This window comes from Pelagicoccus enzymogenes (assembly GCF_014803405.1).
Taxonomy (GTDB): Bacteria; Verrucomicrobiota; Verrucomicrobiia; order Opitutales; family Opitutaceae; genus Pelagicoccus; species Pelagicoccus enzymogenes.
In genome coordinates, this window is record NZ_JACYFG010000040.1 from 319,780 (window position 1) to 335,292 (window position 15,513).

12 protein-coding genes are annotated in these 15,513 nt (G+C 58.6%); 7 read left to right on the top strand and 5 right to left on the bottom strand.

All coding sequences use genetic code 11. The annotated features are described in order from the left end of the window. On the bottom strand, positions 1 to 4,596 hold the full coding sequence (gltB, locus tag IEN85_RS17575; RefSeq protein WP_191618414.1) for a glutamate synthase large subunit: 4,596 nt from the start codon (positions 4,594 to 4,596) through the stop codon (positions 1 to 3). A gap of 290 nt (positions 4,597 to 4,886) precedes the next feature. Then, positions 4,887 to 5,306, bottom strand: a complete 420-nt coding sequence (gene arfB / locus IEN85_RS17580) for an alternative ribosome rescue aminoacyl-tRNA hydrolase ArfB (RefSeq protein ID WP_191618415.1) — start codon at positions 5,304 to 5,306, stop codon at positions 4,887 to 4,889. A gap of 92 nt (positions 5,307 to 5,398) precedes the next feature. On the opposite strand from arfB, the gene IEN85_RS17585 reads away from it, so the two are divergent. Both IEN85_RS17585 and IEN85_RS17590 read left to right on the top strand, forming a co-directional pair. Beyond that, positions 5,399 to 7,054, top strand: a complete 1,656-nt coding sequence (locus IEN85_RS17585) for an ABC-F family ATP-binding cassette domain-containing protein (RefSeq protein ID WP_191618416.1) — start codon at positions 5,399 to 5,401, stop codon at positions 7,052 to 7,054. 127 nt (positions 7,055 to 7,181) lie between these two features. Further along, positions 7,182 to 7,838 (top strand): redoxin domain-containing protein, encoded by a 657-nt coding sequence (locus tag IEN85_RS17590; protein WP_191618417.1) that lies wholly within the window; start codon positions 7,182 to 7,184, stop codon positions 7,836 to 7,838. A 527-nt stretch (positions 7,839 to 8,365) separates the two neighbouring features. On the opposite strand, the gene IEN85_RS17595 is transcribed toward IEN85_RS17590, so the two are convergent. Beyond that, positions 8,366 to 9,910, bottom strand: a complete 1,545-nt coding sequence (locus IEN85_RS17595) for an arylsulfatase (RefSeq protein ID WP_191618418.1) — start codon at positions 9,908 to 9,910, stop codon at positions 8,366 to 8,368. A gap of 192 nt (positions 9,911 to 10,102) precedes the next feature. On the opposite strand from IEN85_RS17595, the gene IEN85_RS17600 reads away from it, so the two are divergent. The 4 genes from IEN85_RS17600 to IEN85_RS17615 all read left to right on the top strand — a co-directional run bounded on the left by IEN85_RS17600 (position 10,103) and on the right by IEN85_RS17615 (position 13,252). Then, positions 10,103 to 10,675, top strand: a complete 573-nt coding sequence (locus IEN85_RS17600; RefSeq protein ID WP_191618419.1) for a TetR/AcrR family transcriptional regulator — start codon at positions 10,103 to 10,105, stop codon at positions 10,673 to 10,675. Positions 10,676 to 10,681: 6 nt separating this feature from the next. Further along, positions 10,682 to 11,173: a TlpA family protein disulfide reductase gene (locus tag IEN85_RS17605; protein ID WP_191618420.1), complete on the top strand. Its 492-nt coding sequence runs from the start codon at positions 10,682 to 10,684 to the stop codon at positions 11,171 to 11,173. A 449-nt stretch (positions 11,174 to 11,622) separates the two neighbouring features. Then, the gene (locus IEN85_RS17610; RefSeq protein WP_191618421.1) at positions 11,623 to 12,141 is read left to right on the top strand and encodes an RNA polymerase sigma factor; all 519 of its coding nucleotides are present in this window, start codon (positions 11,623 to 11,625) and stop codon (positions 12,139 to 12,141) included. 118 nt (positions 12,142 to 12,259) lie between these two features. Then, the gene (locus IEN85_RS17615) at positions 12,260 to 13,252 is read left to right on the top strand and encodes a lipid A deacylase LpxR family protein (RefSeq protein ID WP_191618422.1); all 993 of its coding nucleotides are present in this window, start codon (positions 12,260 to 12,262) and stop codon (positions 13,250 to 13,252) included. On the opposite strand, the gene IEN85_RS17620 is transcribed toward IEN85_RS17615, so the two are convergent. Both IEN85_RS17620 and IEN85_RS17625 read right to left on the bottom strand, forming a co-directional pair. Beyond that, complete coding sequence (locus IEN85_RS17620) at positions 13,236 to 13,655, bottom strand: DUF6691 family protein (protein WP_191618423.1); 420 nt, start codon at positions 13,653 to 13,655, stop codon at positions 13,236 to 13,238. The two genes, IEN85_RS17615 and IEN85_RS17620, sit on opposite strands and share 17 nt — an antisense overlap. Beyond that, the gene (locus IEN85_RS17625; protein WP_191618424.1) at positions 13,652 to 14,068 is read right to left on the bottom strand and encodes a YeeE/YedE family protein; all 417 of its coding nucleotides are present in this window, start codon (positions 14,066 to 14,068) and stop codon (positions 13,652 to 13,654) included. The genes IEN85_RS17620 and IEN85_RS17625 overlap by 4 nt, the downstream gene beginning before the upstream one ends. Positions 14,069 to 14,326: 258 nt before the next feature. Between IEN85_RS17625 and IEN85_RS17630 the strand changes: the two genes are divergently transcribed. Continuing rightward, a complete protein-coding gene (locus tag IEN85_RS17630; RefSeq protein WP_191618425.1) occupies positions 14,327 to 15,487 on the top strand; it encodes a glycoside hydrolase family 5 protein in 1,161 nt (386 codons plus the stop codon). The last annotated feature ends 26 nt before the right edge of the window (positions 15,488 to 15,513 follow it).

Sequence of the window (15,513 nt, forward strand, 5' to 3'; positions counted from 1 at the left end):
TTATGCCATGGAGGCGAGGTGCATGTCGAAGGCTTCCACCGCGACGTCGTATTCGTTATCGAACTTGTTCGTGGCGCGGGCCTTGTCCATGAGCTCGAGCATGCGCTCGTAGTCGGTTGGCATCACGAGAACGAACTTGGCCAGCGAGGCGTCCCAATCTTCCAGCAGCTCGCGAGCTACGTCGGAATCGGTTTCCTTGAGGTGACGCTCGACGAGGCCCTTCAGTTCCGCCTTGTGCTCTTCCTTTTCGACGGAGCCGAGGCGAACCATCTCCATGTTGCACTTGGCTGGGAAGCTTCCGTCGCGGTCGAGAACGTAAGCCACGCCGCCGGACATACCGGCTGCGAAGTTACGGCCCGTTTCGCCGAGGATCACCGCGCGGCCACCGGTCATGTATTCACAACCGTGATCGCCGACGCCTTCCACAACCGCCGTCACGCCGGAGTTACGAACGCAGAAGCGCTCGCCCGCCATACCGCGGATGAAGGCTTGGCCATCCGTACCGCCGAAGAAAGCGACGTTACCGATGATCACGTTTTCACGCGCCTTGAACGGAGCTGCCTTGTCTGGGTAGACGACCAGCGTTCCGCCCGAGAGGCCCTTGCCGAAGTAGTCGTTGGAGTCGCCCTCAAGCTCGAAGCGAACACCCTTCGCGGTGAATACGCCGAAACTCTGACCAGCGGAGCCGTGGAACTTCACGTCGATGGTGCCTTCCGGCAAACCGTCGCCCTTGTAGATCTTGGAAATCTCGTTGGAGAGCATGGCGCCCACCGAACGGTCTGTATTCACAATCTCATACGATAGCTTAACCGGCTCGCAGTCCGCCAAGGAAGCGGCCGCGTCCTTGATGAGCTTGCGGTCGATGATGTCGTGGATGAGGTGCTTCTGCTCGATCGTCTGGTACAAGCTGTCGCCTTCGTAGGCTTCCTGCTTGAAGAGGATCGGCGAGAGGTCGACGTTCTTGTACTTCCAGTGGTCGACGTCTTCGCGGAACTCGAGGCACTGGCTCTGGCCGACCATTTCGTCAACGGTGCGGAAACCGAGCTCAGCCATGATTTCGCGGAGACCTTCAGCCATCATGGTGAAGAAGTTGACAACGTGCTCAACCTTGCCGCGGTAACGGCTGCGGAGCTCGCGGTTCTGCGTAGCAACGCCGACCGGACATGTATTCAAGTGACACTTACGCATCATGATACAACCTTCAACGATGAGGGCCGCTGTGGCGCTTCCCCATTCTTCCGCGCCGAGGAGCGTAGCGATCGCCAAGTCGCGAGGCGTCTTGAGCTGACCATCCGTCTGTACGACGATACGGCTACGGAGACGGTTGCGAACGAGCGTCTGGTGGGTTTCGGCAAGGCCGAGTTCCCATGGAAGACCAGCGTGCTTGATGGAGCTGAGCGGCGAAGCGCCCGTACCACCGTCGTATCCAGCGATCAATACAACGTCCGCATATCCCTTGCAAACACCGGCAGCGATCGTGCCAACGCCCGCTTCGGAAACGAGCTTCACGTTGATACGCGCATCGCGGTTGGCGTTCTTCAAGTCGTAGATGAGCTGGGCCAAGTCCTCGATCGAGTAGATGTCGTGGTGAGGCGGTGGAGAAATGAGGCCCACACCTGGAGTGGAGCCACGCGTCTTGCCGATCCACGCGTCGACCTTGTGGCCGGGCAGCTGACCGCCTTCACCTGGCTTCGCGCCCTGAGCCATCTTGATCTGCAGCTCGTCCGCGTTGGTGAGGTAGTAGGAGTTAACGCCGAAACGTCCGGAAGCGACCTGCTTGATAGCGGAACGCATGGAGTCGCCGTTGGCCTCTGGCGTGAAACGGATTGGGTCTTCGCCCCCTTCGCCGGAGTTGGACTTGCCGCCGAGACGGTTCATCGCGATCGCGAGCGTGGTGTGCGCTTCCCAAGAGATCGATCCGAAGGACATCGCTCCAGTCGCGAAGCGCTTGAAGATCTTTTCTGCGGGTTCGACTTCGTCGAGCGGGATGCTGCGGCGGTCCGACTTGAACTTCATCAAGCCGCGCAAGGTGTAAGCTTCCTTGGACTGGTCGTCGATGTTGCGAGCGTATTCGCGGAAGACGTCCACGTTGTTGGTCGCAGTCGCTTGCTGGAGCAGGCGGATGGTGGTCGGGTTGAAGAGGTGACGCTCTCCGTCCTTACGCCATGCGTAGCTGCCGCCGGACTCGAGCTCGTCTTCGTCGAAGATGTCGTTGTCCTTCGGGAAACCGGCGCGGTGCTTGGCAAGCGCTTCCGCTGCGATTTGGTCCATGCCGATACCTTCGATACGGCTAACGGTGCCGGCGAAGTACTTGTCGATGACCTTCTTGTTGATGCCGAGCGCTTCGAAGATCTGGGCGCCTTGGTAAGACTGCAGGGTCGAGATCCCCATCTTGGAGAAGATCTTGAGCAGACCGCTGTTCACCGCCTTGCAGTAACGCTTGTAGAGGGTCTCGTCGTCGAATGTCGCGTCCACTACGCCTTCGTCGCGCAGGGCGGCGAGGGTTTCGAGGGCGAGGTAAGGATTAACCGCTGCCGCGCCGTAACCAACGAGGGTTGCAACGTGGTGGGTTTCCCAAACGTCACCGGCTTCGACCACGATTTCCGCGTCCGCGCGGAGACCCTTGCGAATGAGGTGGTGGTGTACGGCGCCGGTCGCGAGCAGCGAAGGCACGGGAGCGTGGTCGCTGTCTATGCTGCGGTGCGAAAGGATGATGATCTGATAGCCTTCGATGGCCGCGTCCGCGGCATCGCGGCAAATGCGTTCGAGGGCATGCTCGAGGGCGCCTTCCTTGCCGTTGGCCGGGAAGGTACAGTCGATAGCGCGAGCCTGAAAATGGTCATGGTCGATATACTTGATCTTGAGCAGGTCCTCGCTGGAGAGGACGGGCTGGCGGATCTCGATCTTATGGCAATGGCGAGGCGTCTCGGAGAGGAGATTGACCGAACCGCCGATGTAGCTCTGCAGCGACATGACCATCTCTTCGCGGATCGGGTCGATCGGAGGATTGGTTACCTGGGCGAAGAGTTGCTTGAAGTAGTTGGAGAGGTGCTGCGGCTTGTCGGAAAGGACAGCCAACGGGTTGTCGGCACCCATGGAGCCAAGCGGTTCCTTGGCAGTGCCCACCATGCCGGCGAGAATGAGGTTGAGATCTTCCTCGGTGTAGCCAAAGGCCTTCTGGCGGTTTTGCAGCTTGTACTTGCTTTTGGGAGTCACCGTAATCTCTGCCTCGGGTAGCTCTTCAAGGGTGATCTTGTGATCCTTGAGCCACTCGCCGTAAGGCTGACGGGAGCTGATGTCCTGCTTGACCTCTTCGTCGGAAATGATGCGGCCTTGGGCGAGGTCAGCGATAAAGATCTTGCCGGGCTGGAGGCGTCCCTTGCGAACGACCTTGGACTGGTCGACCTTCAAGCTGCCGGTCTCGGAGCCCATGACGAGCATGTCGTCGTCGGTAACCAGGAAGCGGGAAGGACGCAGACCGTTGCGGTCGAGGGTCGCGCCGATGACGTTGCCATCGGTGAAAGAGATGGAGGCTGGACCGTCCCATGGCTCCATGATGCAGGAGTGGTACTCGTAGAAGGCACGCTTGATGGGGTCCATGTCTTCTTGCTTCTGCCACGCCTCTGGAATTGCCATCATCATGACGTGGGCGAGCGGACGACCGCTGAGCACGAGCAGCTCGATCACCATGTCGAGGTTGGCCGAGTCGGACATGTGGCTGTCGCAGATCGGGTGGAGCATCTTGAGCTCCTCCTTGGTGAAGTTGCTGGTCTCGAGCAGCACTTCGCGAGCGCGCATCCAGTTGATGTTGCCGCGAACCGTGTTGATCTCACCGTTGTGGGAGAGAAAACGGAAGGGCTGCGCCAAACGCCACGCCGGGAAAGTGTTGGTCGAGAAGCGGGAGTGGAACATCGCCAAAGCGGAAACCACCTTCTCGTTCTGCAGGTCGAGGTAGTACTCGCGCACCTGAGCCGTGGTGAGCTGGCCCTTGTAGGTGATGGTGCGAGCCGACATCGAAATGATGTAGAAGTCGTCGCCGATGCCGCTCACGGTTTCGCGAGCGAGGTGGATCGAGTAGTTGCGAGCGACGTACAGCTTGCGCTCGAAGCCTTCCGCGTCGAGATCCTCGGGCTTGGCCACGAAGACTTGCTCCACGTTTGGCTCAGTGTCGAGGGACGCCTGGCCGAGGCCGGAGTTGTCGCGAGGAACCTCGCGGTAGCAGATGACCTCCAGGCCGAGGGTTTCGAGGTTGCGGTTGAGCAGCTCGCGGCACTCTTCGCGCTTCGCTTCGTCCTTGGGGAAGAAAATCATGCCCACGCCGTAGTCGCCGGCTTGGGGGAGGCTGATGTCGCGTTTGGCCAAGTCTTCCTTGAGGAAGGCGTGGGGAACCTGGATCAAGAGACCCGCGCCGTCACCACAGCATACGTCGTAGCCCGTGCCGCCACGGTGCTCCATGTTGGTCAACATCACCAGCGCGTTCTCGATCACGTCGTGCGACTTGCGGCCCTTCAAATTCGCCACAAAACCGATACCACAACTATCGCGCTCCAATTCTGGGCAGTAGAGCCCCTTCTTTTCTTCCTGGTTATCGATCATATGCCTAAAATTTCGGTGTTCTCTAAAAAATCTAAGTCGCTGATTACGTGGAGTTAACACGACAAAAAAACGGCTACTATTAGTAGTCGTTGTTCTGCGAGTTAAAAACTATAAATTATAGTTATATAAAGTTCTATTCGATAAGGCCGCTCCCACAAGCCAAAATATGGATGCCCCCAATTTTCGCGGAGGCGGAGCGCGGATCTTACCGAAACGAGCCTTTCCCAGCGGACCGTAGCCTACGGGGAGCGAGCACAAGAGCCATTCCGGGGCGAGCTTTCAAGGCAAAATTAATCGGAGGAGCTGGGGCGGCCGCGTAAGCTCTTGGTCCTGCCGCGGATAGCTTTCCCCTTCAGGCGACGCTCCTTGGCAGCCCGCGTCGGCTTGGAGGGACGCCGCTTCTTGGGGACCACCAGAGCTCCCGCCACCAATTCCTTCAAGCGGGCCAAAGCCGCCTCCTTGTTCGCCTCCTGCGAGCGCGACTCCTGCGACTTGATCACTACCAAGCCGTCCTCGTTGATCCGATGGTCCTTTCGCTCCAGCAGGCGGGCTTTGACGGCTTCCGGCAGGGACGAGGCCCGGATATCGAAGAAAAGCTGGATCGCCGTGGAAACCTTGTTCACGTGCTGGCCGCCGGACCCCTGCGAACGCACCGCCTTTATCTCAATCTCCTGCAATGGGATCCCTACTCTGGCCGAAACACGCAGCATCCCGCCACGCTACGCCAAGAGCGCTCCCACTTGCCACTCTAATAATGCTGCACGCGCTCCGTCATTGACGGGCGACCCGCTCTCACGCACAAGTGGCCGCCATTTCGCCAACGCCGCTCGCCATGATCGCTCTGCAAAACATCACCCTCCAGTACGGAGAACGCTATCTCTACAAGGAGATCAACGCCACCATAACCTCCCACGACCGCATCGGCTTGGTAGGCAGCAACGGCGCCGGCAAGAGCACCCTGCTCAAAGTCCTCTGCGGTCTGGAGGAATTCGACAGCGGCAAGGTAGACAAGGCCAACTACGTCACCTTCGGCTACCTCCCCCAGGACGGCATCGAGATGCACAGCAAAACCCTTTTCGAGGAAACCGAGACCGCCTTCGCCGACATCCTCGGCCTCAAGGCCAAGATCGAGGAAGCGGAAGCCCGTCTCGACGAAATGGATACATCTTCCGAAGAATTCTACGAAACCCTCGAGCTCATCGGCAGCTGGGAGCACCGCCTTGAAGACCTCGACGTCGGCAAGCTGCCCTCCCGCATCGAGTCCGTCCTGCTCGGCCTCGGCTTCTCCACCAAGGACATGAAGCGCAAGACCGAGGAATTCTCCGGCGGCTGGCAGATGCGCATCGCCCTCGCCAAGCTCATCCTCGCCCAACCTTCGCTGCTGCTGCTCGACGAACCGACCAACCACTTGGACGTCACCTCCCAGCACTGGCTGGAAACCTACCTCAAGTCCTACGAGGGCTCGCTGCTCATGATCTCGCACGACCGCGGCTTCCTCGACGAGATTTGCAACCGCACCTTCGAGCTCTCCCTCGGCAACCTCTATACCTACAGCGGAAACTACAGCGTCTACGAACGCCAAAGCGCCGAGCGCAAGGAGCTCCAGCTCAAGGCCTTCAAGAGCCAGCAAAAGGAAATCGCCCAAGCCGAGCAGTTCATCAACCGCTTCAAGGCCAAGGCCTCCAAAGCCCGCCAAGCCCAGTCCCGCATCAAGCAGCTCGACAAGATCGAACGCATCGTCATCGAAAAGGAAGAAGACTGGGTCTCCTTCTCCTTCGCCCCGCCGCCTCACTCCAGCCAAACCGTCATCAAGCTGGACAAGCTCAGCAAGGCCTACGGCGAACACCAAGTCATCAAAGACGCCGACCTGCGCATCGAGCGCGGCGACCGCATCGCAGTCGTTGGCGTCAACGGCGCCGGCAAGACCACCATCGCCAAGATCATCGCCGGCGTGGAGCCTTTCCAGTCCGGCGAACGCGAGCTCGGCGGGGCCACCCAGCTCTCCTACTTCGCCCAGCATCAGGCCGACGAGCTCGACCCCAACCTCACCGTGCTGGAAACCATGGAGGAAGTCTCCGCCGGCAAAAACGGCACCTCCATCCGCGGCATCCTCGGCACCTTCCTCTTCCGCGGCGACGACGTCTTCAAGAAGGTAAAAGTCCTCTCCGGCGGCGAACGCAACCGCCTCGCCTTGGCCAAGATGCTGGCCCAGCCCGCCAACTTCCTCATCCTCGACGAGCCGACCAACCACTTGGACATGCGCTCCCAGGACGCCCTGCAAAAGGCCCTCAAGGAATACACCGGCGCCTACCTCATCGTCACCCACAACCGCTCCTTCATTGACCCCATCGCCACCAAGGTCCTCGAAGTGCGCAAAGACGGGCTCACCCTCTTCCCCGGCAACGTCAGCGACTACCTCAACCACCTCGACCAGCTCGAAGCCGCCACAGCACAGTAAACCCGCTTCTCACAAGTGGGAGCGTGCTTGTCACGCGATTACCTGTCGGCTACTTAACCAAGGAACCAATCTCCTCGTCTCAGTTCTACCCTTCCGAATCTAAATCAACATCCAACCCCGACACCCTATGAAAACGAAACGCCTGCTGTTAAGCGTGATATCCGCCGCATCCATGCTCGGCCTCCAAACCCTAATGGCCGATCCGATGCTGCCCGACAACCCAGCCTACGAAGAGACCCTTCGAGCCAAGCTGGAAGAAGCCGGACTCCCGGTCGACGAAGAGAAATTCCAAAAACTAGTATCCGACCTCAAGAGCAAGAACGTGGACTTGGAAAAAATCCGGTTTCGCGGCCCGTCCGCCGCGCCCAGCGAGACCGACTTCATCGGCAAGCCCGGACCCGAATTCCACGTAAAGGAATGGATCTCCGAAAAGCCGGAAATGGAAGGCAAGTTCCTGCTCATCGACTTCTGGGCCACCTGGTGCGGCCCCTGTATCCAAAGCATCCCGCACGTCAACGATCTGCACGCCTCCTTCAAGGAAGAGGTCACCTTGGTTGGCCTCTCCCGAGAATCCCGCGCCAAGGTCGAATCCATGTCGTCTCCAAAAATGGACTACTACAGCGCCATCGATCCCGAGGGCCGCATGTCCAGCTTCTTCCAAATTCGCGGCATCCCCCACATGGTTCTCATGAGCCCCGAAGGCACCGTGCTCTGGAAAGGACACCCCGCGCGACTCAGCGCCAGCGCCCTGCAGGAATTGATCTCCCAACACAAGGAAGCCTAGCTCTCTGTCACGGGTCGAACATCGCATGCGACGCAGCGACCGCTGAGGACAGATCCTGCAGCGCGGCCGCCGGCTAATGCGCGGCACTACGTTTGATCCATGTCATGCCTCTAGGAGCGCTCGTTCGCTCAACGCTTCGCAAACGGGATTTCACCCGTTCCAAAAATGGGACGTATCCCATCCGCCAAAACCGAGGAAGTTTTCCTCGGTTTTTTATTTCATTGAGTCAAAGCGACTTAGGTAAAGCCGACCAGCTTTGGCGCGGGGTATGATAAAAGGTAAGCACGTTCAATCGAACGCAGTTCAACCTTAAAACCATACACACCATGATCACAGTAATCGTATATTCCGTCCTCGTTCTCAGCTCTCTCGTCTACCTCACTATCCAAGACCTGCTCCGCGGCTAGAACTCGACGTTCCATATTTTGGATACGCCTAAAAACGCCACCAAAGCGAGGGAGACGAAAACGAGAGACGCAGGCAGCGACCCACTTTCGTTTCCCTCTTTTCGGCGAGCGACAATTCGCTCACTCTTCCGGATCGAAACTCGCCATCCACTGCTCCCAGCGAGCGACCAAACCGCTCAGTTCCTCGGCATGGCTCGCGGCTAGATTCTCCGTTTCGTTGCGATCCTTAGACAGGTCGTAGAGTTCCCACTGAGGCCCCCACTTAACAGCTTTCAAGTCTCCTAGCCGCACCGCTCCTCCTTGCTTCCATTGCCAGAAAAGCGGTTCAGGGCGCGCGACCTTACCGCCGCTGAAAGCCGGCAACAAACTGACACCCTGCATTGGTACGATTTTCTCTCCGTAATAACTTTTCGGATACGTCGTCTCTCCTATTTCGACGAGCGTCGGCATAATGTCTATGAAATGGGAAACCTGGTCGTTCATCGCGCCCTTCTCCTTAATCCCGTCAGGCCATGAAACGATGAAAGGCGTGCAGATCCCGCCTTCGTGGCTGTAGTTCTTATAAAATCGAAACGGGGTGTTCTGCACGATCGCCCAATTCTCGCCTACCGTATCGTAGCTGGCGAGTGTGCCGGCATCATTGGGATCCTCCGAAAAGACGACCGCTCCGGTTCCCTCCGCGCAGCCGCCGTTGTCAGACGCAAACATGATGATGGTGTTTTCCAACCGTCCGTGAGCCTGCAACTTGTCCACCAAGCGCCCGATGTTCTGGTCCACGCGATCCAGCATCGCCGCATAAATCTCCATGCGCTGCGCCTCCTTCGCTCTTTCGTCACGGCTCAGAGTTTCCCAAGCCCCGGGCTTGGGCTCTTGGGTGAAAGGCGTCGTCTCGGGATCGACCAAGCCCATCTCCACTTGCCGCTGGTAACGGCGCCGCTGGATGACGTGATAGCCCTCGTCGTAAACGCCCTTGTACTTCGCGATATCCTCCGGCCAAGCATGCAGCGGGTAGTGAGGCGCCGTGTAAGCGAGGTAGAGAAAGAAGGGCTTCTGCTGCGTTTCCGGTTCCTCCAACCACTCCAAGGCGCGATCCGTAAAGGCATCGGTCGCGTAAAAGTCAGGATCCTCCGGCGTGTAAGGATAGAACGTTTGCTCGTCGATGCACCAGTGACGGGCCCGCTTGCGACCGGGCTCAGGTTCGCCGGGTCGCCGCTCGCCCGGATTCCAGAAATTGCAGCATCCGTCTCGCAAGCCGTAGTAATGGTCGAAACCGCGGTCGTAAAGATTCTCCGTTCCATGATGCTTGCCCGAGGCGAGCGTACGGTACCCGGCCTCACGCAGGACCTCGCCCAGCGTGACCGCGTTCTTCATCTCACCGTGCTTCTTGTCCATGCCGCTCTGCTGCGCGTAAATTCCCGTCAGCAAGCAAGCCCGCGATGGAAAGCACTTCGCCGTGTTGTACATTTGGGAGAAACGAACGCCTCGCTCGGCCAGCCGATCGATGTTGGGCGTTTGAATCTCGCCTCCGTAGCAGCCGAGGTCCGAGTACCCCATGTCGTCGACCAAGACGAAAACGATGTTAGGCCTCTCCTCCGCCCAAAGGCTGGAGCCAAAGCAAAGGCATGAAAGGGCAAATACAGTCAGCAGATTTTTGAGGAAGGACATGAAGGGATGGGATGAAGGGGATAGCGGTCTGTTGGAAATCGCCCTACCAGCAAACCAGCCTGGAAGCAGGGCGCAACCCCCTTCCGGCGGCGTCCGAGCCCCACGCACGCAGTCATTCGGCCCCAATTCTCGTGGAGTCTACATGGAACTTGACCGCCTCTCGCGGACACGAGAGAACCAAAAGCTTCACGCATGACCGAAAAGACCAACAGAAAGAACCAAATCATCGAGGTCGCCTCCAAGCTCTTCTTCGAGCAAGGCTACCACGTGACTGGCATCAAGCAGATCATCGAAGCTGCTGACATCGCCAAAGGGACTTTCTATTGCCATTTTAAGTCGAAGGAAGAGCTCGGCCTGGAATGGCTGCGCCGCGGCAGCGAAAAGTGGATCGCCTGCCGCAACGCCTACCTCGAGCAATTCGGCGACGAGCCGGCCCGCAAACTGGTCGCGCTTTTCGACTACCAGGCCAAAGGGGCCGCTGCCTGCAGCTACCGCGGATGCGCCATGCTCAACATGCTTGCCGAATCTCCGGACCTCGGCTGCCCCATGCGACAAGCCATCCGCGGCTACAAGAAAGACTTCCTGGCCTTCATACGCAGCCTCGTCGACCAGCATCTACCGAACGCCTCCGACGCCGACCGCGAGCAACGCGCCGGAGCCATCTACCTGCTTTCCGAGGGAGCCACCGTCGCGGCCCAGAGCTTTTGCAAGACCGGCCCCATCGAGATCGCCAAGAAGCAGGTGGAAAAGATTCTTGCGGAATAGGCTGCCGTGAAAAAAGCCCTCCCCTCCCTCTTGCTCGTCGTCGCCCTCGTCGGCTTTGCCTACTGGCAAAACAAGCCCCGCCCCGCCAACGACGCCGACCTGTTCGTCGGCAAGCCGGGCCCAGCTTTCGAGGTTGCGGAATGGATTTCCGAGCCCCCCCAACGAGAAGGCAAGTACTTGCTCATCGACTTTTGGGCCACTTGGTGCGGGCCCTGTATCCGAGCGATCCCTCACATGAACGAGCTGCACGCCACCTATCAGGACCGGCTCACCGTCGTAGGCGTCTCCCGCGAGTCGCGCCAAAAGGTGGAGTCCATGAAATCGCCTCGCATGGAATACTACAGCGCCATCGACCCTCAGGACCGCATGGCCGACTTCTTCCAGATCCGCAGCATCCCTCAAGTCGCCCTCATGGATCCCAACGGCATCGTGCTGTACAAAGGGCACCCCGCCTACCTCACCGAGGAAAAGCTCGAGGAATTGCTCTCCGCCAACTAGGAGTGGCCAATTCAAAGAGTCGCCCAGCGGCATCCCTATCCGGTTGCCGCTTTTCTTGGTTCATCACCCAAAGCAGTGGAATCGCTAATTACCTGTGGGGGCCGTCGCTTGCGACGCGCCGCGTTGCAGGATTTGGAAGTTGCGGCGTGGCGCGAGCGCCAGCCCCACCTTCGAGAGAGTCTCCCCGCAATATGGTGATGCTTTTTGTACCCCCAAGCATTTTGAGGTCCTGAGTCTCGCGGCGCTCCTGATTAGCAATCCATCCCCCTAGGAGAGAACCCGCAAACCGGACTTTATCTTCTGATCATCAAAGCCTTATCCGTTCGCATCCCGATCATACCAAACTTTTTCCTAGAACTTTTTCCAGAATTCGGAAACTATCGGCAATCAAACCGACCGACCGGTCGCTTTATGTGTTACAACAGCAAACACTAACCTTTCAGATCGCCATGAAATCCAATATTGAGTCCTCCCCCGTCCAAGCCGCATCGGAGCTGATCCGCCAAGGCCGCAACTACGCCTACGGCTTTACGCGCAACAGCCACGACGCCGAGGACCTCGCCCAGCAAGCCTGGCTCAAGCTCGTGCAGAAGTACGGCGAAGTCACCGACCGCCGCCTGCTCTACCGGGCGATCCGCAACCTTTTCATCGACGGCGTACGCCGCTCCAAGATCGTGCAATTCGACTCGCTCGAGGACCGCGACTTCGCCATTGGACGCGAGCAAAGCTTCGGCGCCAACACCGACATCGACTCCCTGCTCAGCGTGCTCAGCGACAACGAACGCACCTATCTCAGGATGAACGTAGTCGAAGGCTACACCGCTTCCGAAATCGCGGAGCGCACTGGCGTGCCGCGCGGAACCATCCTCAGCCACACGCATCGGGCTCGCAAGAAGCTGCACAAGCACTTCGAGTCCGAGTTCAACGACACGGCCGAGCAAGAAGCCGAATTGGCAGTAGCGGTTTAAGGCCGCCGCACGGCAAACACACTTCTTTTTAGGAGAGGAAACAGCAAATCCTGCTGCTGGGGCGGAGCCTTGCCTATACACTCGCTCCGCCCCTCAGCGGGCCAAACGAATCACTCAGATGACTAAGAACGCAGTCAGGCTGATGAAGCGGTATTTCCTGCGCGGAACCGTCTTCCTGCAAGCGGCCCTGTTCGCATCGACGCTCCAAGCGAGCCGAGAGATCGACTCCTTCACCCTGCGCTTGGAGAACGACGCTCCGGGCGGAACCGACTCCCGCTACACCGCCGGCACCGAATTCGAATTCGCCTACAAGCCGTGGAGCAAAACGGACGACAATGCCCGCTTTCACAACACCCTCGCCTTGGGACAGCTCATTTTCACCCCCGACGACCTTGACGCGATCAACGTGGTGGAAGATGACCGTCCCTACGCAGGCTGGAGCTACCTTCGCTACGGGCAGCATCGCAGCACAGCGGACTCAACGCACTCTTGGCAGCTTACCTTGGGTCTCGTAGGTCCGAGCTCCTTCGCCGAGGACATTCAACGCGCCGTACACGAACTCATAGACGACCGTATGCCGCTTGGCTGGCACAACCAGCTGTCGGACGAATTTGGATACGCCCTAGAGCGCAGTCGCAACAAGACGCGATACACCTGGCAGTTCGGCAACGAACGGAGCCTGCAGTTCTCCGAAAACACTCGGGTCTCCCTCGGTAACATCGACAGCAGCCTCAGCCAAGGCTTCCAAATCCGCCTCGGCAAACGTCAGCTCGGCGGGCCTTCGCCCGATCGGCTTGGTTCGCCCGCTCGATATGTCGACAGCAGAGCGAAGTACCGGCATCTTCCCCAAGAACTGCGACCGAAGCGGTTCTACTGGATCCTCGGCGGAAAATCCAGCTACGTCGCGCAGAACCTTTTTCTCGACGGAAACCGTAACGGAAAGAGCCATAGCGTCACCCGCAACCCATGGGTACACGAAGCCGAAGCCGGATTCGCGTATTCGAAACCTGGATTCAAGCTATCCTTCCTGATGGTCTATCGTAGCGAAGAGTTTCGCGAGCAGGTCGGCGGGCAGAGCTTCGGATCGCTCTCCTTCACTTTCCGCCGCTAAAGCGCTCCAGCAACCTGTCGGCCGAAAAGATGCCAACCAGCAGGAAGCCGAAGAAGAGAAAGACAGGAAGCGTCCCTTGCCCTAAGATCACGATCGAGGGGCCAGGGCAGATTCCAACCATGCCCCAACCGATCCCGAACAGAACGCAGCCGACGAAGAATCGCGTATCCATCCGCTCAGGTTCCGAGTCGCAAACGAAGCGCTTGGGAGATAACTTATCGGCAAGTCGCGTACCCAATACGTAGATACCGACGGCAGGGCCAAGCACGAAAAGCAAGGTCATGTCCCACTCCCCAAAGAAGTCGAGAAACCCTCTCACCTTCGAAGGCTGGGACATTCCCGAGAGAGCCAATCCGAACGCAAAAACCGCCCCGGCTAAAAACGCATAAAGATTTCGTTTCATGCAAAGAACCCTTCCATGAAAAAGACCGTCAGAGCGCCGGAGGCGATGAAGATCAAGGTCGCCACGACCGAGTCCAAATCAAGGCTACCCATTCCGCACAAACTGTGACCGCTGGTACAGCCGCCCGCGATTCTCGCGCCACCGCCAACGAGCAACGCCGCAACCGCGATCAGCCAAAGGTCCGCGCTCAAAGGCTCGGAGATACTTGCCGGATTGAACACGGCCAAGGCGACCGCCGTTGCAAGCATGCCAGCCAAAAAACTGAGACGCCAGCCTGCCACCTCAAGCTTGAAGCTCAACGCTTTGCTAAGAAAACCCGAAATCCCCAGAGGGAAGCCGAGAGCGAGCCTCAGGAAGAAAGCTGCCGCGCCTAGCAAAATTCCGCCCATCAGAGCGCTAAGGTATTGGTCCATGAGCGGCTAACAAAGCCGACAAGGCTGCGAGGTCAACCCTCGCTCGCGCTTCGCCCAGCCAGTCTGCTCGCGAATTCGTTTATTCGCAGACCGTATTCATCAGAAAATGACAAGTAGGACGAATCTACCGCAAACTACTCATTTGGTAGAGCGAAATCGAGCCCATAAACGCCCCCTTTGCCCACCTGCAATCCGGGATGCCGTTTGCCTTTGGGCCGAGACCTGCGAGACTTAGGAAACCATTGTCCCCTACTAACCATGGATATCCCACGCTACCCAAGAAGAGAGTTTATTAAAAAGTCAGCCCTCGGCCTCGCCGCAGCCGGCCTTGCTCCACGAGCAATCTCCTCCCAGCCTTCACCCCAAGCCATGAAACCAATGCACCAATCCCTTCCCAAATGGAAGGGATTCAACTTCCTAGACTTTTTCGTGCCCAACCCTGCGGAGGCGCGGATCCACACCTCAGAGGAGAGCTTCAAGTGGATGCGCGACTGGGGCTTCGACTTCGTACGCATCCCCATGGCGTATCCATATTTCCTCGACATCGACTACAGCAAGGACATCACCCCCGAGGAAGTTTACAAATTCTCGGAAAAGAAAGTCGCTGAGGTCGACGCCATCATCGAAAAGGCCCACAACTACGGCCTGCACGTAAGCCTAAACCTCCACCGAGCCCCGGGCTACTGCATCAACGCCGGCTTCCACGAGCCCTACAACCTCTGGTCCGACCAAGACGCCTTGGACGCCTTTTGCCATCACTGGGCCATGTGGAGCAAGCGCTACAGCGGCTTGCCGAAAGAGCTCATCAGCTTCGACTTGCTAAACGAGCCTTCCTTGCGTGAGGACATGAACGACCAACACGGCAAGCGGGAAGCCGTTCCGGGCGCGACCTACCACCGCGTGGCCAAAGCCGCCGTGGAAAGCATCCGCCAGCACGCTCCCGAGCACCTCATCGTCGCCGACGGCAACAACGGCGGACACATCGCCGTGCCGGAGCTAGCGGATCTCGATATCGCTCAGAGCTGCCGTGGCTACGTGCCTTTCAACATCTCCCATCACAAGGCGCCATGGGTCTACAAGGACCCCGAAAGCCTGCCGCCCCCCAAATGGCCCGACGGACCAGAAGCCAATCGCGAATCCCTCAAAAAGTTCTACCAACCTTGGTTCGACTTGCAGGACCAGGGAGTAGGCGTCCATTGCGGCGAATGCGGTTGCTACAACAAGACTCCACACGAGGTCTTTCTCGCCTGGTTCGGCGACGTGCTGGAGGTGCTGGCCGAACGAAACATCGGCTTCGGACTCTGGGAAATGCATGGCAGCTTCGGCATCCTTGACTCGGGTCGAAGCGACGTGGACTACGAGGACTGGTACGGGCACAAGCTCGACCGCAAGCTCCTGGAGCTCCTGCAACGCGTGTAACCGCGGCTTGCAAGGCGATTCCGCAT